A 22,025-nucleotide genomic window follows, 5' to 3' on the forward strand; every position below is an offset into this window, starting at 1 on the left:
CCTCGTCTTTGTCCGACCATGATCGGACAAAGACGAGATTCACGCGACCATGTTGTCCACAGGCCGCCGCACGACTACCTCGGCTTCAGGACGTAAGCGGTGTAGCCGAAGTCGGAGGAGTTGCGGTGACGGACGCCGATCTCGGCCGCGGCCGCGTCGAGGACGTCGGGGGCGAAGCCGTCGGCGCGGAGGGAGTCGATTCGCGCGGCGAGGGGTTCGTAGTATTCGTCCCAGTCGGTGTCGGGGAGGACGTAGGTCGCGAGCACCCGATAGCCCGCCTCCCACGCCGCGGCGACGTTGCCAGGCGTCGACCGCATGCCCTCGTACGCCGCCCAGAAGTCACGGGCCTCGTCCGACGGGGTGTCGGTGAGCCATTCGCATTCGGTCAGGACGAGGACGCCTCGTTCGGAGAGCAGCGGACGCCAGGCGCGGAGCGCCGCGTCGAAGCCCATGATGTAGGCAGAGCCCTCCGACCAGAGCAGGTCGACGGTCCCCGGTTCGACAGGGAGGTCGTCCATCGATGCGGCGACGCCGGTCACTCGATCAGCGACGCCTTCCCGCGCGGCTCGCTCTGCGAGTCCGGCGAGGAACGGTTCATGCAGATCAACTCCGGTCACCGTGCCGCCGGTCGCGACGGCCAACGGCACCGCCGCCGGGCCGGTGCCACAGCCCACGTCGAGGATCCGGGGTTGTCCAGGCAGGTCGCCCGCCAACTGCAAGAGGAGCCCGAGCGTCGCCTGCGACCCCGGAGCCTCCCGAGGAAGTCCGGAGTGGACGTGCATGAACTTCTCGAACTGATCGTCGGTCACACCGAGACTCTAGTGGCGTGCGTTGAAAGTTCCTAGACGGTTGGTGGTGTTCCGCTGTGCAGCTGGCAAGGCGGAGGAGGGAGGGATACCGGCAGGTATCACGACCGACGACAACGCCGCCAGGTGTGCAGCGGGGTGCCGCCAACCATTCAGGAACTTTCAACACACGACACTAGGAGACACCGAGCGCAAGCGGTAGCCTTCAAACATGAGTGAGACGTCGAGTAACACACATCGCGGCAGCGCGACGTATGCGCTACGCCGCAAGCTGCCGGACAATCGACTCGGAGACGCACTGTTCTCCCTCGGCATGGTCGCGCGGGTCCCCTACTTCGGGACGATCCTCCCGCTCGTCGAGGAGATGGAACCCGGATACTGCCGGGTGACGGCACCGAAGTGGTTCGGCGTCCACAATCACATCGGCACGTTCCACGCCATCGCAGCCTGCAATCTCGCGGAGACAGCGATGGGCATGTTGATGGAGGCATCCGTCCCGACGACCCACCGGTGGATCCCCAAGGCGATGAACACGCAGTACCTGACAAAGGCGAACACACGCCTCACCGCGCACGCCGAGTTCGCAGAACCCGTCGACTTCTCGACGATCGCCGAGGGAACCGACGTCGTCGTGTCGATCCGCATCCTCGACAAGGAGTCGACCGAAGTGGTCCATTGCGACATCACGACGTGGGTCACGCCCGCCTGATCGTGGCTAAGATTCGGCCCATGGTCGGAAACTCTCGTGCAGCAATGGCCGTCACCCTCGCAGCAGTCGGGTTGCTCAGCGCGTGCTCGATCGACGGCAATGCGGTCCGCGCGGCAAACGAGCCGCCGGTCGAGAACGTTCAGACGACGTCGGCGACTGATGCCCCGCGAGGCGACGAATCAACGACGACAGGCGAGGTCTTCCGGATCTTCGCCGGCACCGGAGCACCTAAGGTGACGGTGACGGTGATCGCCGACCTCGCGTGTCCGGCATGCAAGCTGTTCGAATCGACGTTCGGCCCGGTTCTGGACGCCTATCGCGGCGACCCCGACGTCGCCGTCGACTACCAGGTCATCTCATTCCTCGACCGGATGTCGTCCGACAACTACTCGTCGCGTGCCGCCAACGCCTCGCACTGCGTGTGGCATTCCGCCGAGACGACACCTGCGCACGCCCAGGACTGGCGGAAGTTCCAACGCCTCGCGTTCGAGAACCAACCGAACGAGGGAGGTCCGGGACTCCCCTCCACCGAACTCTCGCAGTTCGCCACCACCGCGGGCGTACCGTCCGCTGCTCGCTGCATCCTGGAGTCGCAACGCGCCACGGAGGTGTCCTCGTCGACCAGGGCGGTGACGAACGACCCGACTTTCCAGGGCACTCCGACAGTGAAGATCAACGGCGCCACATACACGCCGGGCACGCCCACCGCTCTGAAGTCGGCCATCGACCAGGCCAAGCGCGGTTGATGGCCGATCTGACCGACTCCTTGTCGACACCGAAATCTCCGCAACCTGTCATCAAGTTCTCAGGATGATGCAAGTACTCTGACTTCGAAGAACGCTACGTCGCGGACGACGGCCTACGCCCGGCGCGACACGACCCGTGAAGGACCGTCTGCCGTGACCCAGAATCGCCCCAAGATCGTCGATCCCCGTGAGGCCGAACGACGCCGTTCACTGATGTTCAAGATCGGCGCAGCCGTCGTCCTGATCGCCATTGCCGCGGGCATCGCAATCTGGGCGGTTGTGAGTAATCAGGAAGACTCGACGACCGGCGGATCTTCCGTCCCGTCTGTCGTCACCGACAATGGGTCCATCCGGATCTCGGCGGCCCCGAAGAACACAAAGCCGAAGGCAGTCTTGACGATCGTCGAAGACTTCCAGTGCCCTGCGTGCAAGGCATTTGAGAACGGCATGGGCGAAGCGATCGCAAGTTTCGCCGACAACCCCAATGTCGCCGTCGACTACCGCACGATCGCCTTCCTCGACAAGAACTTCGGCAATACCTACTCCGCGGAAGCGATGAACGCCTCTCTGTGTGTCGCCGAGTCGACAGGTAAGGACGGCGACTTCGGCCCGTGGAAGCGCTTCCACGACTCGATGTTCGCGAACCAGACCGAGGAGGGTGGTGCCGGGCTCGGGAACGACAAGATGATCTCGCTCGCCAAGGACGCCGGCGCCACGGGCGTCTCCAAGTGCATCACCGACAATCAGTTCGGCCAGTGGGTCGGAAAGCAGAGTTCCGACGTCATGAGCAGCAAGGACGTCGACGGCAAAGAGTTCAGCGGAACCCCGTGGGTCCAGCTGAACGGCAAGACCGTCCAGTTCGGATCGCCGGAGGAGCTCGTCGCCGCGGTCAACGCAGCTGCGAAGTAGCAGAGACATGGCCGATCAGGAGAACGTCGACGTCGTAGTCGCGCCAGAGCCCATTGCGACCCCGCCAGAAGACACCGACACAGAGCCGTCAGGAGCGTTGATCGAGCGGCTGTCGGTGTCGACCGTCGCCGCGTGGGCCCTGCTGGTCCTGGGCGTCCTCGGACTCGCCGCCGCGGCAATGCTGACGATCGAACGCATCGAGTTGCTGATCAACCCGCAAGCCGACCTGTCGTGCAACTTCAACCCGATCATCTCCTGCGGATCGGTGATGGAGACCGCCCAGGCACGATTCTTCGGGTTCCCCAACCCGATCCTCGGTCTGCCCGCGTTCGCCGTCATCATCACCACCGCGGTCCTGTCGATCGGCCGGGTGAAGCTGCCGCGCTGGTACTGGATCGGTCAGACGATCGGTGCGTCGCTCGGGTGGATCTTCGTCCACTACCTGATCTTCCAGAGCGCTTTCCGCATCGGCGCGCTGTGCCCGTACTGCATGGTGGTCTGGACGATCGTCCCGATCATCTGGGCGATCAGCCTGTCGCGTTCGCTTCCGGACTCCGCACTCGGACGTTCGGTCCGCGAGTGGCTCGCCGTGCTGTTGCCTGTCTGGTACGTCGGCGTCCTGTGTGTCATCGGAGTCAAGTTCTGGGACTACTGGAGCACGCTCTTCTGAGTTCCAGACACGACAGCTTCTCGCCCCGGCCACCCGATTCGTTCAGGTGTCCGGGGCGAGTTGCATTGTCGGTCAGTCCCAGCGAGACGCGATGAGGGCTGCGAGCATCAGGATCGTGGCATGCGGGCCGCTGGAGAGCGGGCCGGGAAGGATCGAACCGTCGATCACGCGGAGTCCACGCACCCCGTCGACGCGACCGTCCGCGTCGACTGCGGTGCCTGCGGTGCCTGCGGTGCCTGCGGGCAGCGTCCCCCACGCATGTTGAGACATCCCGACAGTGGGGTCGACCCGCACCGAGCCGGGCTCGACGAGGTCGACGAATTCTTCTGAACCGAGCATCCGCACCACCGTCTCGACGCCGACTTCCAGTCGTCCCGCTGAATCGGCGTCCGGTTCGCCGAGATCGACGACTCCGTCGGCCACCGCGCCCTGGGTTCCGGCCATGTCCGCCACTCCGATCGGGACACCAGTCTGGGCGAGCGAGGTGAACGAGGCGAAGTCGTCGGAGTACGGTCTGATCTCCAGACCCGAGGAGGTGTGGATCACCGTCTGCAGCAACGCGGTCGACACGAGGGCTCGACGAGGGGTGAACCGGACGATGCGCTCAGCGTGTTCGTGCAACGGCATCGGTCCGACGATCGGCGCCATCAACGACGCAGTGCCTGTCGTTCCAGCGCACACCACGACCTCGCCTGCGCTGATCGCCTCCCCGTCGCCTGTCTCGATCCCGATCGCGCGGCCTGCTCGGACCAACAGACGAGCGACCGGTGTTTCAGCGCGAACAAGGAGGTTGGGGCGGTCGACCGAAAGCACGTTCGCGGTCGTCCACCTGACACCGTCCACGCTGTTGGTCCGGACCCGGTTGACACCGACGCGAGGCCACTCGCCACCCGTTTGTGGCCCCGCCCATGTCTCGGTCGCCCGGGCCACGTCGCCCAGTTCCGCGTCGCTGAACCGATGGACTCGCATGATGCGCTCGACCTCGGTGAACGCCGCCTCGACCTCGTCGATGGGCCACGGCCAGCTGAAGTAGTCGGCTCGATGACCGCGGAGAAAGTAACCGCCGTTGATCGCCGACGACCCGCCGAGCCCGCGGCCGCGGACCATCGGCCGTCCTCGGCGCTCGGGGATCGGCGCCGCGCGCACCGGGTGGTCGATCGGAAGCCGGTCCAGGCGGGACTCGAACACCGCCCCCCGGCCTGCTTCCACCACCATCACCCGGCGGGACGAGTCGCGTGAGAGGAACTCGGCGACAAGACATCCCGCCGATCCGGCACCGACTACGAGTACGTCGGGCGGTGTCATCGGCGCGTGATCACCGGGCGTAGCGCACCGACGTCGCGGCGGACGATCACGCCCTGCCACAGGCCCGCCCCATACGCCAGATCATCGAGACGACGGAACACCAAGTAGTGCATCGGACTCATCACCGGTGTCTCCGGATCGACCATCTGGTTCCGAACCCACATCACCAAGGCCTCGACTACTGCGACCCACACGAACCACACCCGGAATCGGCGGCTCACCGCACACGTGAGGAAGGAGATCGGCCAGTAGTGCCGCAGCACCGCTGCCGCGAGCTGAAGTAGCCCGAATCCGAATGCCCGACCCGTGTTGACCGCCGCGATCTTCTCCCGTTGCGGAACATGCGCAACGGCTCGCATCGTGTTGCGGCAGACGATCGCCGCGATCACCGCCGCGACCAACATGCCGATGCGACTCCGTGTGGCGAGTGCGACGACACCCGCGGCGATCGGCGCGGTCATCACGAGGGGCGCGGCGAGTTCGCCGTGCCGGAGTGCGAGCTCGGCGGCGCCGGTTCCGTAGAAGCGTCGCCGGTTCAGCATGCCCGACAACGACTCTCGGTGGTCGTGCGCCACTTCGGCGATCGGGTCATAGCGGATGCGCCACCCGGCGCGATGTGTCCGCCAGCAGAGGTCGACGTCTTCGGCGACACGAAGCGACTCGTCGAACGACAGGAAACCGGTGCGGCGCACCAGCATTGCCGCACTCGGCACGTAGGCGAGCGGCGTGCCGGGAGCGACCAGTGCTTCACGCGGGCCCATGTCGAGCGAGGAGAAGCGGTTGGCGTAGTCGGCGACGAACGACGTCGAGTCGCTGCCCGCCGCCACCGTCTGCAGTCCCACGATCCGCGGCGCGACTATCGCGACGGTCGGATCGGCGAAGTGGCCGAGAAGCATCGTGAGCCAGTCGCCGGTCGGGACGGTGTCGGAGTCGAGGAAAGCGATGAACTCGGTCGACGTCGCAGCGACACCTGCATTGCGGGCTGCCGCCGGACCACGGTTCTCGTCGAAGCGGATCAGCCGTGCGCCGTCCGACACCCGAATCGGGATCTCTGATCCGTCGTCGACGACCACCACCGACACCTCGTGATCAGACAGTGCAGCGAGCAGCCGGTCGACTCCGGATTGATTGCCGCGCACCGGGATCACCACGGTCACATCGGCGACACAGGGCCCCGACATTGGACGAGGATGCGCGATTCCAGCATCGAGCAGGCGGCGGGCCAACACCTGGGTGCCGACATCGGCGACGGCGATCCGACCGTCCGCCGACGTCATGCCCAGGGCCGGGTCGGACAGTTTCATCACCCGCATCGGCGACCCGCCGACGAGGTAGCGGAGGTTTCCGCGACGTGCACACCGCGGATCGATCTGCACCTGGAAACCGCTCGGCAGCACGGTGCTCGTCGGTCCTGACGTCGTCACGCGAGCCGCCCGTCGTCGCCCACGACCCACGACTCCAGCGACGCGGCGAGATCCCGCGAGTTCTCATCGAGCAGCTGTTCGCCGCGGGCGGCGTCGGCGCCGGTGGGATCACCGAGCACTCCGTTCGGGCTCACCGCAGCGACCCCGCCGTCCCGCAGCGCGGGCATCAACGTGGCGATCGGCTCGGTGTTGCCTGGCGCGAGGGTGGACACCCGAACCTGGTCGGGGTCCGCGGCGAGCAGGATCGAGGTCTCGGTGTCACCGGCATGCGCATCCGCACCACGGAACGCGCATGGCCACCATGCGACGTCTCGTCCCTCGTATCGCAGGAGACGCACTGCGGTGGCCAACGCCATGGCGTTGCCGCCGTGTCCGTTCACGAACACGATTCGCTTGGCCCACCGACACGCACTGCGGCCGTACTCGACGATCAGTCGTTCCATCACGTCGGCGCCGATCGACACTGTCCCGGGGAATCCCTCGTGCTCACCGGAGGCCCCGTACGCGATCGAGGGTGCGGTCAGTGCATCGACGGGAGGCGCAGTCTGACCGAGCGCACGGGTCGCGACCTCGACGGCGATACGCCCGTCAGTGTCCATCGGGAGATGGGGTCCATGCTGCTCGACGGCCCCGACGGGGACGAGGATCGTCAGTTCCCTGTCGATCACGTCAGTCCACGTCGACGACCCCAATTCACGCACCGGCGTCATTCGGACAACCCTACCGACCACAACGCGTCTCGTCAGTACCCGAGTGCGACCGAATCGGTGACCGACGCCCAGACAAGTCCACTTATGCGGCGTGTGTAATGCTGAGTGAAACCAGGTGATTCACAGCACTCACCCGACTTCATCGGAGGCACTGCATGACCCCTACGACGAACCGCGCGCCCTCGGGCCGTTCCGGCCCGCTCGCGAACATTCGCGTCATCGAGTTCGCAGGCATCGGCCCCGGCCCCCACGCCGCCATGCTTCTCGCCGATCTCGGCGCCGACGTCGTCCGCGTCCAACGCCCCGGTGAACTGCCCGACCCCAACCGCAACGCCGACGCACTGCTCCGCGGACGTCGTGTCGTCGAGGCGAACCTGAAGAACCCCGCCGACCGGGAGACGATCCTCAACCTCGTCGCCAAGGCCGATGTCGTGATCGAGGGCTTCCGCCCCGGGGTCATGGAACGTCTCGGGTTCGGGCCGGACGACCTCGCGCAGGTCAACAGCAGCCTCGTCTACGGCCGCATGACCGGGTGGGGCCAGGAAGGCCCGCGGGCGAATCTCGCAGGTCACGACATGAACTACATCTCGCTCACCGGCATGCTCCACGCGATCGGCCGCCCGGACGAGAAGCCCACTCCCCCGCTGAATCTCGTCGGCGACTTCGGCGGCGGTTCGATGTTCCTCGTGATGGGCATCCTCGCAGCACTCGTCGAGCGCAGCGTCTCGGGCAAGGGTGAGGTGATCGACGCCGCGATGTGCGACGGCGCATCCGTCCTCGGCCAGATGATGTGGGCCTTCCGCGGCACCGGACTGTGGCAGGACCGCCGCGGCGTGAATCTCCTCGACACCGGCGCCCCGTTCTACGAGGTGTACGAGACCTCCGACGGCAAGTGGATGGCCGTCGGCGCGATCGAGCCGCAGTTCTACTCCGAGCTCATCAAGGGCCTGGGGCTCGACCCGGAGGCAATTCCCCACCAGATGGACTTCTCCAAGTGGCCCGAGCAGCGTGCGATCTTCGAGGAGACGTTCAAGACCAAGACCCGCGACGAGTGGGCCGCGATCTTCGAGGGCACCGACGCCTGCACGTCGCCGATCCTCGACTTCGTCGAAGCCCCGAACGACCCGCACCTCGCGGCCCGCGGCTCGCTCGTCGAGATCGACGGGGTGATGCAGGCTCAGGTCGCTCCCCGGTTCTCTCGCTCCAAGACGGTCACCCCGACTGGTCCGCAGCGCACCGCGACCGATCCCGCCACCCTCTGGCAGGACTGAACCCACGACGACTGCGGCCCACCGGATCACCGGTGGGCCGCAGTCGTCGGTTCAGTCGTCAGACCTTCGTGGCGCCCATGTCGATCTGGAACTCGGCACCGGTGACCGCAGCCGCCGTCGACAGGTACAGGACGGCATCGGTGAGGTCGTCGACGCTGGCGACCGGGTAGTGGTCCATCATCGACGGGAAGTGGCGGCCCCACTTCTCGAACACGGCGAACGCCGACGGGTCCTCGAGGCCCATCGGGGTGTGGACCGCGTAGGGATGGACGGTGTTGACCCGGATCCGCTGGTCGCCGAGTTCCTTGGCCGCAGTCTGCGCGAGGCCGCGGAGGCCGAACTTCGACGCCGAGTACGACGCCTGGGCCGGCATCGCCTTGATGCCCGCGCACGACGAGACGATGACGATGCTGCCGCCGTTGCCTGCCGCGATCATCGCGGGAATCGACGCCTTGAGCGTCTTCCACGTGCCGACGAGGTTGACGTCGACGACGTCGGTGAACTGATCCTCGGTCATCTCCCACGTGAGACCCCAGGTGAGGATGCCCGCGTTGGCGACGACGTGGTCGAGGCGACCGAACTGCTCAACTCCGTCGGCGACGAGCTGCTGCTGGAACTCGAGATCGCGGGTGTCGCCTTGGCGAGCGAGGATCTTGCCGCCGGCCTCTTCGACGAGCCGGATGGTCTCGGCGAAGTCGTCTGCCGTTGCAGGCGGGTAGGTGGTGTGGTCGGCGACGCGATCGGCGATGTCCATCCCGATGATCGACGCGCCCTCCTTCGCGAATCGAATGGCGTGGTTACGCCCCTGACCACGGGCGATGCCCGTGATGTACACGACCTGACCGTCGAGATTCCCCATTGCCTTCACGCCTTCCTGAATACACGTACGAATGGCCGAACTGTAACACGTTCTAGTTGCGCGTTCGGGCCTGAACCGGATCACCGGTGTGCACCACTCAGGTTCGTAGTCGGCTGGCTCTGATCGCACCGCGGCGGGAATCAGTCGCCATCAGCCTGCGGCCACGACGAGGACGAGCAAGAGGACGCAGAGCGCCAGACTTCCGACAACGACTGCGGCCCTCGACGAGAGCGGCTGATTCGGCGGCGGGAGCGGGACCGCCTGCACCGGCGGTCGACACACCGCAGCGGCCGCGACATCGGGATCGATGAGCGTCTTCTTGAGCACATCGGCGCTGTTCAGACGCGGCCGGCCCGCCTCTAGGACGCCGGGCCGGGATAGGACAGCCGGCCGGAGGCGACGGGTGAACGTCAGTGCCGCAGCGAGGTCGGCAGCGAACGCACGACAGTCGGAGTAGCGGTCGACCGGATTCTTGCTCATCACCCGCCGCAGCACTTGATCGACGACGGGCGCCAGTTCGCGGTTGTGCATCGTCGCCGACGGAACCGGGTGCGAAAGGTGCCCGGCGACGACATCAGGGAGATCGTCGAAGTCGTACGGCGGCCCGCCTGTGAGCAGGTGGTAAGCGGTGCAGCCGAGAGAATACTGGTCGGTCGCCGGCACCAGTGGTCCGTCCAGAAGCCGCTCAGGCGCGGTGTAGTCGACCGATCCGACGAGAGAGTCGACGGTGGTGATCCGGGTCGCGTCGTCGACGGGTCGGGCGATCCCGAGGTCGGTGATGTGAACCGACGTGATCGTTCCCTCCTCACCGCCGAGAAGGATGTTGGCAGGCTTCACATCTCGGTGGATCACGCCCTCACCGTGCGCATAGTCGAGCGCACTCGCAACGATCTGAATGATCTGGGCGACGGCATCCGGGCGCAACGGTCCATGTTCACGCACCCGACGGAGCGCATCGTCACCGTCGACGTATCGCAGCGAGATCCATAGTCGCCCTCGGTCCTCTCCCCGATCGTGGACTCCCACGATCGCCGGATGCTCCAACCGCGTCGCCAGAGCGGCCTCTCGTTCGAATCTCCTTCGGAACTCCCGATTGTCGGCATGCTCGGGGCGTAGAACCTTGAGCGCGACGATCCTGGGTAGACGAGGGTGATGCGCCTGGTACACCTCGCCCATGCCTCCCCGTCCGACGATTCGCACGATCGTGTGTCCCGCGAACACGTCGTCGGGTGTCAGTTCCGTCGTCGAAGTCATTGCGGTGGGTCCTTCTCACTTGATGTAGTCGCCGACGCAGAGTGTGTCGACGGAATGGCTCGGCAGCCCGGCCCGTTGCTCGGACTGCCCGATCGCCGCTTGCTGCGCTGAGGGTCGGTCGAAACTCGTAGCGGCGACATAACCCGGTGTCGCCGGATCGGGGGCGGTCGTGGGTGCCGCGATCGCCGCACAACCGGACGTGAACGAGACGAGAACCCACGACCGAGGGTCGTATCCCCAGCGGCTTTGTGCTGCGGCGGCGAGCGACGACGCAGTCCGATAGTCGCGAAATGCATAGCTTCGCCCTTGAGGGTCGATAGCGAGACCCCACGTCGAGCCGGTGTCTTCCGCCGCCCCTGAATCCGGTGACGTCATCTCGCGGCGGAAGGAGTCCCCGGTCGTCGTCCGGTCCTGCACGCTCCGCCCCGGATCATGCGCGACGAGGTACCCGACCCCCGCCGCAGCCAGGACCGCGGACACCGCGATCCCCGCAGCAACACGCCGCCGAATGTAGGTTCGCCGAAGCGGTCGGCGCTCCCGCTGATTCCGGGACTGTTGGCGCTGCTGATCATGTCCGTCGACCCCGACGGCGAAATCGCCCGATCTTCGATGGGACGCCGGTCGCAAAGCCCTGGCCAGTGCCTGCGCGAACTCACCGCAGGACGGGTATCGGTCGCTGGGATTCTTGGCCAGCGCCCGAGCGAACACCGGGTCGGCGGCACGGTATCGAGGATAGGTATCCGAAATACGGGGGATCGGCGCATTCGTGTGCGCGGCGATGAGTGCGGCCAATGTCGCGTGCGGAAAGGGGAGTTCGCCGGTGAGGAGTTCGAACATCGTGCACGCGAAGGAGTACTGGTCGACGACCGAATCGGCCGCGTCGCCGGCTATCGATTCGGGCGATGCGTATCCGAGAGTTCCCACGAACGAACTGATTTCCGTCAACCCGGTGGCGGAGATGACTTTGGCTACGCCGAAGTCGAGAATCGTGGCCTTTTCGATGCGACCGTCCCGCGCCGTTGCGATATGAATGTTCGCCGGTTTGACGTCACGGTGAATCACTCCCTGTGCGTGCGCGTAGTCGAGTGCCGCCCCCACATCGAGCGCGACCGTGCACAGGTCTACGATCGACAAACGCTCGGCCTTGTCGAGATCGGCCCCCGGCAGGTACTGCATGAGAAACCAACTGAGGCCGCCGTCTATCCCGGCTTCGTACACCGTCGCGATGCTCGGGTGATCGAGTGCCGCCATCACGGCGGCTTCTGCAGCGAATCGGTCAGCCGACACTGCGCCGGCGACAAATGGTGCGACTTTCAGCGCTTCCAATCGATTGAGATGCACATTGCGAACGAGGTAGACCTCCCCCATCCCACCCGATCCCAAGAGCTTGATGACCTCTCGACCAGCGAAGCTGGCCCCGATGCGCGCACTGAGCATGCCTTCCCAACGCCTCCTGTCGCAGCCGTGTTTGCCACTGCCGCAAGCGTAAGAGGGCGGGAAGCGCGCCTTTGGATTCGCAGTCGAAGGTGATCAAATGTCGTTGCCGAGACATAAAAGATATGCGCAACGCTGCGTTATCAGATCCAAATATCGACTGGTTGGGGGATACCCATTCTCCGCATCGGCGATAAAGGATCGTGAAACACCATCGAATCACCGGCGCACTCGGTACGCACACAATGTCCGGGTTCAACCGCCGTCACGCGCGGGAAACCGGTAGAGAACAGCGAGCGGAGTCGAGAATTGCTCTCGACTCCGCTCGCTGAGATTCAGCTCGACTTACGCGCCGAACGTGCGCTCGAACCCTTCCGGAATGATTAGATCGTCGCGCGAGAGGTCAGCGACATCCGACTTGCCGAGGCCCATGAGCGATGAGTCGACGCCCATCCGCAGCAGGTCGAGGACATTCTCGACGCCGGTCTGACCGTTCGCGGCGAGCCCCCAGAGATAGGCGCGACCGATCATGACGGCCTTCGCACCGAACGCGAGCGCCTTCGTGACGTCGCTGCCGCGGCGGATGCCGCCGTCGAGCAGGACGTCGAGGTCGCCGCCCACCTCGTCGGCGATCGGCCCGAGGACGCGGATCGTCGCAGGTGTGCCGTCGAGGTTGTTGCCGCCGTGGTTCGAGACCGAGATCGCGGTCGCGCCGATGTCGCGGGCACGCTTCGCGTCGTCGATACGGGTGATGCCCTTGACCATGAATTCACCGCCCCACTGCTCGCGCAGCCACTCCAGGTCCTCCCACGTGGGAGGGGGCGTGTTCATCCACGTGCCGTAGACGTCGAAGAACGTCGGGCCCGGCTCGCCCTTGTGCGCGATGTTCGGGGCCGACAGGTCGGGGATGATCAGCTTTCCGTCGCGGAACCAGCTCATCGCATAGGCCGGCTTGGTGACCATCTCCGGCGCCAGCTTGGCGACCGCACGCAGATCGACCTGCTCGGGGATCTCCGGGCTGCCCCAGTCGCGGCCGACGTTGAACACCCAGTCGGTGGTGACGATCAGACCCTTGCAGCCGGCTTCCCGGGCGCGATTCGCGCGAGCGAGGATGTCTTCCTTGCTGCCCAGCCAGTAGATCTGGAAGAACACCTTGTCGTTGACCGCGGTGACCTCCTCGACGGGCTTGGAGGCGAAGCTCGACAGACCCATCGCGGTGCCGCGGTTTGCTGCGGCGCGTGCCACAGCCACTTCACCGTCCGGGTTGACGGCCTGCACACCGGTCGGGCTGATCATCACGGGGAACGGCAGTTCCTGGCCCATCACCGTGGTCGACAGGTCGCGCTCCGGAGTCGCACCGACGACGTGCGGCGCGAAGCCGAGTTCGTTGAACGCCTCGACGTTGTCGTTGACGGTGATACCGGCCTGGGTTCCGGCCACCAGTGACGAGTAGACGGTCTTGGGCAGACGCTTCTGCGCGCGGCGCTGGGCCTCACCGACAGTCTCGAACCAGGGGTTCCGACGCCAGGGGTTCTTCTCCATCAGTTCGGAGAACTTCGACATGCTTGTGGTTCCTATTCGTGAAGCGCGGTCAGCAGGACGAGCAGCCGGTAGCTGTCGTCGGAGCGAAACCGGCGAGGGGGTTCTCGTCGCAGTCGCGCGACGGGGGCCGCGTCATCAGCGTCAACGGGACGCCGCGCGAGTGATCCTTGTTGGCTGTCGGCTTCGACCGCTCGCCCGCGAGCAGTTCTTCGCCGTAGCCCTGCACGCATTCCGGGTCCGGTCCGTCGAGCGGGAGTCCGGTGAAGAACTTGGCCGCCATGCAGCCACCGCGGCACGCGTCGAAGTGCTGGCACTTGGTGCAGGCGCCTGCGTTCTGCGGCTCGCGGAGCTCAGTGAAGAGGTCACTGCGCTGCCAGATCTCCTGGAACCCGCCGTCGGTCGTGATGTTGCCTGCGAGGAAGTTCTCGTGGATCGCGAACGGGCACGCGTAGACGTCGCCGACCGGGTCGATGAGGCAGACGACGCGTCCGGCACCGCACAGGTTCAGTCCGGGCAGGCCGCTTCCGCCGGAACCGGCGAAGGCCGAGAGGTGGAAGAACGAGTCTCCGGTGAGGACGCGGTCGCCGTGCTCGACGAGCCAGTCGTACAGTTCACGCTGCTGCTCGGGCAACGGGTGCAGGTCGTCCCACACGTCCGCGCCACGACCGGACGGACGCAGGCGCGTGATGCGCAACGTCGCGTCGTACTTGTCGGCGAGCGCTTTGAACTCATCGAGCTGCGCCACGTTCTGGCGAGTCATGACAACGCTGATCTTCGCGTCTTTGAAACCGGCGTTCTTCAGGTTCTCGAGCGCCCGGACCGCCATGTCGAACGATCCCTTGCCGCGCACCGCGTCGTTGACCTCGGCGGTGGCGCCGTCGAGGGAGATCTGGACGTCGACGTAGTCGGACGCGGCGAGTCGCTGCGCGACCTTCTCGTCGATCCGGAGTCCGTTGGTGGAGAACTTCACGCCCACCTGGTGGCTGGTCGCGTAGTCGACGAGCTCCCAGAAGTCCGGGCGCACCGTCGGCTCGCCGCCGCCGATGTTCACGTAGAACACCTGCATGCGCTGCAGTTCGTCGATGATCGCCTTGCACTGCTCGGTGTTCAGCTCGCGCGGGTCACGCTTGCCCGAACTCGACAGGCAGTGCACACACGACAGGTTGCACGCGTAGGTGAGCTCCCAGGTCAGGCAGATCGGGGCGTCGAGGCCCTTCTCGAACTGATCGACCAGGCGTCCGACCTTGGGCGTTGCGGGCGCGAGGTTCAGCGGCGGCGTCGTGGTCGGAAGAGTTGAGGGCCGTTCGATTGTGGTCACGGATTCACTCCTGAGGTGTGGCCTTCGATGATCATTCCCGACTCGGCGAGCGCGGAGAGTGCCTGAAGGTAGAGCGGACGGTCGGCGTCGGCGATGCCTGCGGCCTGCAGCGCGGCGTCGGCGCTGGGATGCTCGGCGAGGCTTCGGACCAGGTCGACGACGGTCAGGTTCTTGAGGAACGACAGCTTGCGCGTTCCGAAGTGATACAGCAGGGCGCCGAACGGTTCGGGTCGCAGGGCGACCTTCGGGTTGAGCGTCCAGGCTGCTGCGGTGTCGAAGGCGGGACCGTTCCCGGCGGCAGCGCCGCCGGGAACAGTGGTCGTTGCGGTTGTCATCAGTAGACGCCGCACATCCCGTCGATGGACACTTCTTCCACCAGCGACTCGGCGACGAGCTCGTCGTGAGTCTGGGCTGCCTGTTCGGCCATGTGAACCAACCTCCTGAAGTAGTTCTGTGTGGTTCGCTTCACACCGTAGTGGCACTGAGTGCAGAATTGCTAGTGGTTGCCGAGAATTTCTTCGGCGTACCATCGTGACCAGCGACGACACCGCCGGCGAAAGGCTCAGGAATGACGACAGGACGGCCAGGACCGCTCGGAGGTCGCCCCGCGGCGACCACCAGGGGACGCCTGAGCGCTGTCGCGATCGACCTGTTCACAACTCGCGGATTCGACGAGACGAGCGTCGACGACATCGCGTCGGCCGCAGGCATCGCGCGCCGAACGCTGTTCCGCTATTACCCGTCGAAGAACTCCCTCGCCTGGGGAGAGTTCGACGAACATCTCCAAGGCCTGCGCGCGCTCCTCGCGGCGACCCCGGTCGACACCCCGCTCGGCGAGAGCCTCATCAACGCCCTCGTTCAGTTCAACGAAGTGCCCCACGACCTGCTCGAGCAGCACCGCAGTCGGATGGCGCTGCTGCTCGGCGTCCCAGCCCTCCAGGCGCACTCGATGATCATGTACGCCGACTGGCGACAGGTGATCGCCGAGCACTGCGCCTCCCGCCTTGACGTGGACGCCGACGGCCACCTCCCCCAGACCATCGCCTGGATGACCCTCGGCACAGCGCTCGCCGCCTACGACCAGTGGCTGATCGACCCGACGTCGGACCTCACCGAACTCCTCCAGATCGGCGGCCGCGCGCTCGTCGACGGCGTCGGATCACTGACGACGACCCGGTCGCCCGAGCCGCTCCGTTCGTAGGCTCCGCCCGGACAGCCGATCAGATCACTCCCACAGGCCGGAACAACGGCTATGACACACTTTCAACCGCTGATACTCTTTTGTAGAACACGTTCTAGTTCCGACTGCCGGTCGGACGTCTCCGCACAGAGAGCGCACCATGACCGATCTGACCCCGCACAGCACGCGCAGCGCGATCCTCACCGTCGCCGAAGTGATCGACGAGACCGCCGACGCGCGCAGCATCGTCTTCGACATCCCGGACGTGCACGCCGAGAAGTTCGCCGACTACCTGCCCGGCCAGTTCCTCACCCTCCGCGTCCCGTCTGATCAGACCGGATCGGTCGCGCGTTGCTACTCGCTGTCGTCCGCGCCGAAGCACGACCAGCTGCCGAAGGTGACCGTCAAACGCACCGTCGACGGGTACGGGTCGAACTGGATCTGCGACAACCTCGCAGCAGGCGTCCAGATCGAAGCGCTTCCGCCGTCGGGCGTCTTCACGCCGTCCAACATCCATGCGCCGATGCTGCTGCTCGCTGCCGGATCAGGCGTCACCCCGGTGATGTCGATCCTCAAGACCGCCCTCGCCACCGGCACCGGTCCGATCACGTTCTTCTACGCCAACCGAAGCGAGAACGACGTCATCTTCGCCGCTGAACTGCGTGAACTGCAGGACAAGCATCCAGGCCGGCTCACCGTGATCCACTGGCTCGAGACGGTTCAAGGCCTTCCCTCGGAGAAGAAGCTCGCGACGCTGTTCGCACCGATGTCGCAGACGCACTCCGCGTACATGTGCGGCCCGGCACCGTTCATGGACGCAGTCCACCGAGGCCTCGCGAAGGCGAAGTTCGACCACCACAACGTCCATTCCGAGGTGTACAACTCACTGTCGGGCGACCCGTTCGTCGATGTCGAGCATGCAGAGGTCAGCGCCGAGGAGGCTGCCGACGCCGCGCAGGTCGAGGTGGAACTCGACGGTGAGACCCACGAACTCGCATGGCCGCGCTCGCGCACACTCGTCGACGTCATGCTCGCGGCCGGGCTCGACGCGCCGTACTCCTGCCAGGAGGGCGAGTGCGGTTCCTGTGCCTGCACCCTGACCGAAGGCACCGTCGAGATGGAGGTCTCGGGCGCGCTCGATCCCGATGACATCGCCGACGGCTACATCCTCGGATGCCAGGCGAAACCGACCTCCGACCGGCTCCGCGTCGAGTTCTAACGCATAGACTCGGGCGCATGATCCATGAACGGCTCACGCGTGTCCTGTCAGCGATCCTGCTTGTGCCCGGAGTACTTCACTTCCTGGCGCCGAAGCCGTTCGACGAGATCGTTCCCGACGAAGTGCCAGGCGACAAGCGAATGTGGACGTACGCGTCCGGTGTCGCCGAAGTCGGCCTCGGCGCGGCTGTCCTGATTCCGCGTACCCGCCGGACCGCGGCCGGTCTCGCGGCGGCGTTGTTCATCGCGGTGTTCCCGGCGAACGTCAACATGATCCGGCTCTGGGTGGACAAGAGCGCCTTAATGAAGTCGATCGCGTGGGCGCGGCTCCCCCTGCAGATCCCGCTGATCGTGCTTGCACTCCTCGTTCGCCGGGGCGCACCGAACCGCACCGTCGAGGCCGCCCCTGTCGACTGACCAGTGCCTCCCACAGCTCGCGTGAAATGTGCACGTGAGCGGACACACACCGGCCTATCGAGCCGCGTCCATCGGCTCAGGTACACATTTCACAGCGTCACTTGAGCGAACGGTAGTGGGCTCGGTCTTCGGGCGTGAACTTCTCGACCGCGTACGAAAGCGCGGTCCGGCCCAACTCGGGGGCGTGCACGTCCAGGTATCGCGTGAGGATCTCGATGTCGATGCGTTCGCCGGTCTCACGAAGCATCCAGCCGAACGCCTTCTGGACGAGGTCGCGCCGGTCGCCGATGACAAGCGGCGCGACGTCTGACAGCGCGTCCGGTCGTCGAGCGCGGATGAACGCGTACGTTCCGATGATCCCGACGCGGCGTCGCCACAAGTCGTCCGACGCCGCCCAGTCGAGCAGTTCCCCGTGGTCCTCCGCCGCGACCAGCCACGCACCCAGGATGTCGGCAGCCGAGCAGTCGACAAGGTCCCAGTTGTTCACTCGGCCGGCCCGCACTGCGTCGCGATAGACCTGGACCCATGCCTCTCTGTCCGAACCGCGTGCAGTGAAGTTGTGCGTCATCGTGAACAGCGCGAGATGACGCACCTCGTGGATGCCGGAGGCGAGCAGGTCGACTATCACCGGGGCCGGCAGGCCCCGCAACGTCCGGGACATCTTCCGCAGGTCAGGCACACGGACACCGACGAACTCGTCGCCCTCCCCGTACTCGCCGGGCCCCGTCTTGAAGAACCGTCGCGCCGACGCCGCCTTCTCGGCGTCACCCATCGAAGTGACGGCCGAGACGATCTCGGCAGCTGACGCGTCCGGGCCCAGGGTCATTCGCCGAGCAGTGCAGCGATGGGTGTGGGCGTCAGCAGATGCGGGCGGGTCTTCATGAGCTTTCCGACCCGTCCGGCTCCGACGACTCCCGTGAGGATTCCGTCGCGGCTGTAGTACGCGAGGAAGCGACGCCCGTCGTCGTCGACCACGTGGACGTCGTCGTCGTTCTGCGGCGCTCCGAGCATCTGGATCTTGAGCCCGTACTGGTCACTCCAGAAGTACGGCACGGCCTGATGAGTGATCGGATGGCCGAGGAGTGCGGATGCGACGATCGCCGCCTGATCGACGACGTGATTCCAATGTTCGACGCGCTTGTGGTCACCATGCGCATCGGTCCAGTTCGCGGCGTCGCCGAGCGCGTAGACGTCGTCGGCTGCGCGACCGACACCGTCGCAGGCGATGCCGCCGCCCGCTTCGCGTGGCGCGAGCTCGAGACCGGATCCGTCGAGGTAGTCGAGGTCGGGGTAACCGCCGATGCCGACGACCACCAGGTCGGCGTCGACCGTCGATCCATCGGACAGCTCCACTCCGGACACCGCGCCATCGGCGACGACCAGATTGTCGACACCCGTTCCGACCCGAAGGTCGACGTCGGCTTCCCGATGCAGTCTGGTGATCATCTCGCCGATCGTCGCGCCAACGGCGACGGCGAGCGGTGTCGGCGCGGGCTCGATGAGTGTCACCGGGAGCTCCAGCTTCCGCAGGCTCGCAGCGACCTCGCAGCCGATGAAGCCTGCGCCGATCACCGCGGCGCGGGTGGCCGATGCCGCGTCGGCGCGCAGCGCGAGAGCGTCCTCAATCGTCCGGATCACGTGGATTCCGCGGACATCGGCGTCGGTGCCGGGGAATCGGCGAGCGACCAGGCCGGTCGCCAGCACGAGCGTTCCGTACGAGACGGCACTCGTCTCGCCGTCGTGAACGACCGTCACGGTGTGAGCTTCGGGATCAACCGCGACGACGCGGGTTCCGGTGCGCAGGTCGATGTTCTTGTCGGCGTAGAACTCGCTGGGCTTGAGGTCCACGCGTTCGTCGTCGCCGGTGACGACGGTCTTCGACAGCGGTGGGCGGTCGTACGGCGGGTGCGACTCCTGGCCCAGGAGCACCACGTCGCCGTCGTAGCCGCCGTTGCGGAGATTCTCGGCGAGCCGGATTCCGCCGAGGCCTGCGCCGACGATCACGATCGGTTCGTTCATGGATTCACCTTCACACTTGTTGCGCCGCCCGGGACGATCATTGGGGTGTAACAGGTTCTAGTTTAGCCAGAAGCCACTGGTCACCCACACGCCTCATCCACGCCCATCGCGATACGCCCGCCTTCGACGGGATGTCCGCGCGCTTTCCGACGACGATCGTCTGATCGGCGAACACGAGCACCCGGGCCGAGCGGTCGCCCTGTGAGACCGTCGCCGCGTCGGTCACGTCCACGGTCATCGTCACCGCGGACTCGACAGCCGACGGGAACACGACATCGGGACCTCGCAGCACATAGTCGGCGGCCAGGACGCCGGTGAGCCTTGCTTCGACGTCGTCCCGCCGCTGCTGGGTGTCTGTCGGAGCGAAAGTCATCAGCTCCGTCACCGCCGACGCAGCCGCCGAGGACACATTTCGATCAGGTTCGTCAGGCACCCGGTTCGCCCTGACTCCCAGGACTCCGACAACGATCGCCGCCACCAGGCCTGCGGTCACGACGGCGAGCCATGCGGAGACGCGACGCCGGTCCGACGTCGTGAGTTCAGTCCATCGAGTCACAGTCGCTCCGTGTCTGCGACACGCCAGTCGCCGTCGATTCTGACCATGGACACTCGAAGGGTGACCCGCTGCTGTCCATGCTGACCGCCGACGAGCGTCGGGTCGCTGGCCTGCGCGACGAGGAGCACGTCGACGTCGTCGCCGTCGCGTCCGGCGACGCCTGCCGACACGATTCGTCCCTCCGGTCGGACGGTGAGAGTGCGAACGTACTCTGCGATCGCGCCGTGGTTCTGGTCGAAGCGGGTCCGCTGCGCGCCCGCGCTGTCCCCCGTGACCGCGGTGAGGTAGCCAGTCGCATCCGCCGGATCCGGAGTCAGCATCGTGACGACGGCCTTCGATGCCGCGTCGACGGCGTCGTCCGTGGACACCGCGGTGTCACGGAGCGACGAGGCCGACAGCGTCGCCCACAATCCGACGCTCGCGGCGACAAGCGTCACGATCAGCGCTGCGACCATCACGATCCGCAGCGCTGCGCGTTGCCGTCGCGCCCGTTCTCGCAGTGCGGGCGCCGCCGCGATGCGCGCACGACGGTCTTCGCGTACCGCGACGTCGAGGGCTTCACGTGCAGCGCGGACGCGTTGTGGTTCGAGCGCGCTCATACGATGTCATCCAATCCGGACAGTCGCCACTGGTCGTCGACGCGAACGAAGTCGGCGTGCACCGACTTCAGGGCCGACGTCGCAGCGCCCGACGTCGGTGTCACAGTCACTCGAACCGTCAGCAGCGCAGTCCCCGTGTCCCCGTCGACATCGACGACGGCGGTGGTCTCGGGCACCCACTCGACGCGCTCGACTCCGCGCGGCGGACCGTCGGCGAGCGCCGGTCGCAGCGTTGTCGCGAGCGGTTCGGCAAGCGCTGCGGAAGCGGCCTCCCGATCGTCGCGCCACGTCGCGCGGTGAACTGTGAACACGGCCGCGACCGCGGTCGGCGCCTGCGCGGCGAGGTCGGCGCGCGATTCGCCGGTCGAGACCTCCGCCGACCGCGACCCGAGCGCGACGATGCACCAGGCGAACACGGCGACGAGCACCACAACAGATGCGAGGATCGCGATCCAGGTGCGCCGAGTGATCGGCGCTTCCAGCCGTTCGACGAGGCTCACGACAGCATCTCGATTCCGGCGATCTTCAACTCGCCGTCCTCCGGAGTCATCTGCACGCGCATCCGAAACGCGGACGCCGCGTCGTCGGTCCCGTCCGCAGTGGTGATACGAACGCTGGCCGCGACCAACATCAACGCGGACTCACCGTCGCGTCGAGCGAGCGCGACGCCGTCGACCGCTCCAGATCCTCGAGTTCGCGCGGACTCGATGTACTGGCTGTACGCGTCGGCCGACTGGGCGAACGAATCGTGGAACTCACCGGTCGCGCCCGACAGGATTCGCCTGGCTCGCGTGGGATCGGAACTGTCCGCCTCCAGCAGCAGGGACACCCGCTGGGTGGTCGCGGCGACGAACTCATCGTCCGAATAGCGCACCGATGCGGTCGCGAAACGCCACGACGCGACGCCGACCAGTGCCGCCACGACAACGGTGATCACCACGATTGCGGCCATCTGGCGCCGTCCGAGCCCAATGCGACGACCGGCCGCGGCCTCCACGTCGATCAGGTCGTCACGGGCCTCGCGGACCGCGCGCCGTGTGGCGCGGAGTCGGGTGAGCGGTCGGGCGTCGTCTGGCACG

The 22,025-nt window shown here is 66.2% G+C and carries 25 protein-coding genes; 8 read left to right on the plus strand and 17 right to left on the minus strand.

What is annotated here, in order from left to right; genetic code table 11:
* Positions 1–74: 74 nt before the first annotated feature.
* Positions 75–809 (minus strand): SAM-dependent methyltransferase, encoded by a 735-nt coding sequence (locus tag GM1_RS01545; RefSeq protein ID WP_008376029.1) that lies wholly within the window; start codon positions 807–809, stop codon positions 75–77.
* A gap of 208 nt (positions 810–1,017) precedes the next feature.
* Between GM1_RS01545 and GM1_RS01550 the strand changes: the two genes are divergently transcribed.
* The 4 genes from GM1_RS01550 (at position 1,018) to GM1_RS01565 (ending at position 3,840) form a co-directional block, all read left to right on the plus strand.
* Positions 1,018–1,515: a hotdog fold domain-containing protein gene (locus GM1_RS01550; RefSeq protein WP_008376030.1), complete on the plus strand. Its 498-nt coding sequence runs from the start codon at positions 1,018–1,020 to the stop codon at positions 1,513–1,515.
* A 20-nt stretch (positions 1,516–1,535) separates the two neighbouring features.
* The gene (locus tag GM1_RS01555; protein ID WP_008376031.1) at positions 1,536–2,261 is read left to right on the plus strand and encodes a DsbA family protein; all 726 of its coding nucleotides are present in this window, start codon (positions 1,536–1,538) and stop codon (positions 2,259–2,261) included.
* A gap of 153 nt (positions 2,262–2,414) precedes the next feature.
* Positions 2,415–3,170: a DsbA family protein gene (locus GM1_RS01560; RefSeq protein WP_008376032.1), complete on the plus strand. Its 756-nt coding sequence runs from the start codon at positions 2,415–2,417 to the stop codon at positions 3,168–3,170.
* Positions 3,171–3,177: 7 nt separating this feature from the next.
* Positions 3,178–3,840, plus strand: coding sequence for a vitamin K epoxide reductase family protein (locus tag GM1_RS01565; RefSeq protein WP_008376034.1), 663 nt, complete (start codon positions 3,178–3,180; stop codon positions 3,838–3,840).
* Positions 3,841–3,912: 72 nt separating this feature from the next.
* On the opposite strand, the gene mftG is transcribed toward GM1_RS01565, so the two are convergent.
* The 3 genes from mftG to mftE are packed head-to-tail and all read right to left on the minus strand — an operon-like array spanning position 3,913 to position 7,279.
* Positions 3,913–5,145, minus strand: coding sequence for a mycofactocin system GMC family oxidoreductase MftG (mftG, locus tag GM1_RS01570; protein ID WP_008376035.1), 1,233 nt, complete (start codon positions 5,143–5,145; stop codon positions 3,913–3,915).
* On the minus strand, positions 5,142–6,569 hold the full coding sequence (gene mftF / locus GM1_RS01575) for a mycofactocin biosynthesis glycosyltransferase MftF (protein ID WP_040519237.1): 1,428 nt from the start codon (positions 6,567–6,569) through the stop codon (positions 5,142–5,144). The genes mftG and mftF overlap by 4 nt, the downstream gene beginning before the upstream one ends.
* The gene (gene mftE, locus GM1_RS01580) at positions 6,566–7,279 is read right to left on the minus strand and encodes a mycofactocin biosynthesis peptidyl-dipeptidase MftE (RefSeq protein ID WP_008376038.1); all 714 of its coding nucleotides are present in this window, start codon (positions 7,277–7,279) and stop codon (positions 6,566–6,568) included. Before mftE ends, mftF begins: the two co-directional genes overlap by 4 nt.
* Positions 7,280–7,434: 155 nt before the next feature.
* On the opposite strand from mftE, the gene GM1_RS01585 reads away from it, so the two are divergent.
* Entirely contained in the window at positions 7,435–8,550 is a 1,116-nt protein-coding gene (locus GM1_RS01585; RefSeq protein WP_008376039.1) for a CaiB/BaiF CoA transferase family protein, read from the plus strand.
* Between the two features lie 58 nt (positions 8,551–8,608).
* On the opposite strand, the gene GM1_RS01590 is transcribed toward GM1_RS01585, so the two are convergent.
* The 7 genes from GM1_RS01590 to mftA all read right to left on the minus strand — a co-directional run bounded on the left by GM1_RS01590 (position 8,609) and on the right by mftA (position 15,384).
* Positions 8,609–9,409: a mycofactocin-coupled SDR family oxidoreductase gene (locus GM1_RS01590; RefSeq protein ID WP_008376040.1), complete on the minus strand. Its 801-nt coding sequence runs from the start codon at positions 9,407–9,409 to the stop codon at positions 8,609–8,611.
* A 150-nt stretch (positions 9,410–9,559) separates the two neighbouring features.
* A complete protein-coding gene (locus GM1_RS01595) occupies positions 9,560–10,663 on the minus strand; it encodes a serine/threonine-protein kinase (RefSeq protein ID WP_008376043.1) in 1,104 nt (367 codons plus the stop codon).
* A gap of 15 nt (positions 10,664–10,678) precedes the next feature.
* Complete coding sequence (locus GM1_RS01600; protein WP_008376044.1) at positions 10,679–12,100, minus strand: serine/threonine-protein kinase; 1,422 nt, start codon at positions 12,098–12,100, stop codon at positions 10,679–10,681.
* A gap of 342 nt (positions 12,101–12,442) precedes the next feature.
* Positions 12,443–13,660, minus strand: coding sequence for a pre-mycofactocin synthase MftD (gene mftD, locus GM1_RS01605; RefSeq protein WP_008376046.1), 1,218 nt, complete (start codon positions 13,658–13,660; stop codon positions 12,443–12,445).
* Between the two features lie 28 nt (positions 13,661–13,688).
* Entirely contained in the window at positions 13,689–14,957 is a 1,269-nt protein-coding gene (mftC, locus tag GM1_RS01610; RefSeq protein ID WP_008376049.1) for a mycofactocin radical SAM maturase, read from the minus strand.
* Complete coding sequence (gene mftB / locus GM1_RS01615; protein WP_008376051.1) at positions 14,954–15,292, minus strand: mycofactocin biosynthesis chaperone MftB; 339 nt, start codon at positions 15,290–15,292, stop codon at positions 14,954–14,956. Before mftB ends, mftC begins: the two co-directional genes overlap by 4 nt.
* Entirely contained in the window at positions 15,292–15,384 is a 93-nt protein-coding gene (gene mftA / locus GM1_RS01620) for a mycofactocin precursor MftA (protein ID WP_132992091.1), read from the minus strand. Before mftA ends, mftB begins: the two co-directional genes overlap by 1 nt.
* Before the next feature lie 141 nt (positions 15,385–15,525).
* On the opposite strand from mftA, the gene mftR reads away from it, so the two are divergent.
* The 3 genes from mftR (at position 15,526) to GM1_RS01635 (ending at position 17,772) form a co-directional block, all read left to right on the plus strand.
* Complete coding sequence (gene mftR / locus GM1_RS01625; RefSeq protein ID WP_008376053.1) at positions 15,526–16,158, plus strand: mycofactocin system transcriptional regulator MftR; 633 nt, start codon at positions 15,526–15,528, stop codon at positions 16,156–16,158.
* 139 nt (positions 16,159–16,297) lie between these two features.
* Entirely contained in the window at positions 16,298–17,356 is a 1,059-nt protein-coding gene (locus tag GM1_RS01630) for a ferredoxin--NADP reductase (RefSeq protein WP_008376055.1), read from the plus strand.
* A gap of 17 nt (positions 17,357–17,373) precedes the next feature.
* Entirely contained in the window at positions 17,374–17,772 is a 399-nt protein-coding gene (locus GM1_RS01635; RefSeq protein WP_008376056.1) for a DoxX family protein, read from the plus strand.
* 97 nt (positions 17,773–17,869) lie between these two features.
* Here GM1_RS01635 and GM1_RS01640 read toward each other — a convergent pair whose 3' ends face one another.
* From GM1_RS01640 to GM1_RS01665, 6 genes are read right to left on the minus strand one after another with little or no spacing between them, the layout of a single operon-like run.
* A complete protein-coding gene (locus GM1_RS01640; RefSeq protein WP_008376057.1) occupies positions 17,870–18,598 on the minus strand; it encodes a DNA alkylation repair protein in 729 nt (242 codons plus the stop codon).
* Positions 18,595–19,791 (minus strand): NAD(P)/FAD-dependent oxidoreductase, encoded by a 1,197-nt coding sequence (locus tag GM1_RS01645; protein WP_008376058.1) that lies wholly within the window; start codon positions 19,789–19,791, stop codon positions 18,595–18,597. Before GM1_RS01645 ends, GM1_RS01640 begins: the two co-directional genes overlap by 4 nt.
* Positions 19,792–19,828: 37 nt before the next feature.
* On the minus strand, positions 19,829–20,347 hold the full coding sequence (locus GM1_RS01650) for a hypothetical protein (RefSeq protein WP_008376059.1): 519 nt from the start codon (positions 20,345–20,347) through the stop codon (positions 19,829–19,831).
* The gene (locus GM1_RS01655) at positions 20,344–20,946 is read right to left on the minus strand and encodes a hypothetical protein (RefSeq protein ID WP_008376060.1); all 603 of its coding nucleotides are present in this window, start codon (positions 20,944–20,946) and stop codon (positions 20,344–20,346) included. The genes GM1_RS01650 and GM1_RS01655 overlap by 4 nt, the downstream gene beginning before the upstream one ends.
* Complete coding sequence (locus tag GM1_RS01660; protein WP_008376061.1) at positions 20,943–21,446, minus strand: nuclear transport factor 2 family protein; 504 nt, start codon at positions 21,444–21,446, stop codon at positions 20,943–20,945. Before GM1_RS01660 ends, GM1_RS01655 begins: the two co-directional genes overlap by 4 nt.
* Positions 21,443–22,024 carry an Rv1363c family protein gene (locus GM1_RS01665; protein WP_040519241.1) on the minus strand — a complete coding sequence of 194 codons (582 nt, stop codon included), beginning with the start codon at positions 22,022–22,024 and terminating at the stop codon, positions 21,443–21,445. The genes GM1_RS01660 and GM1_RS01665 overlap by 4 nt, the downstream gene beginning before the upstream one ends.
* Position 22,025 lies beyond the last annotated feature (1 nt).

It is taken from the genome of Gordonia malaquae NBRC 108250 (assembly GCF_000344135.1).
GTDB classification, from domain to species: Bacteria; Actinomycetota; Actinomycetes; order Mycobacteriales; family Mycobacteriaceae; genus Gordonia; species Gordonia malaquae.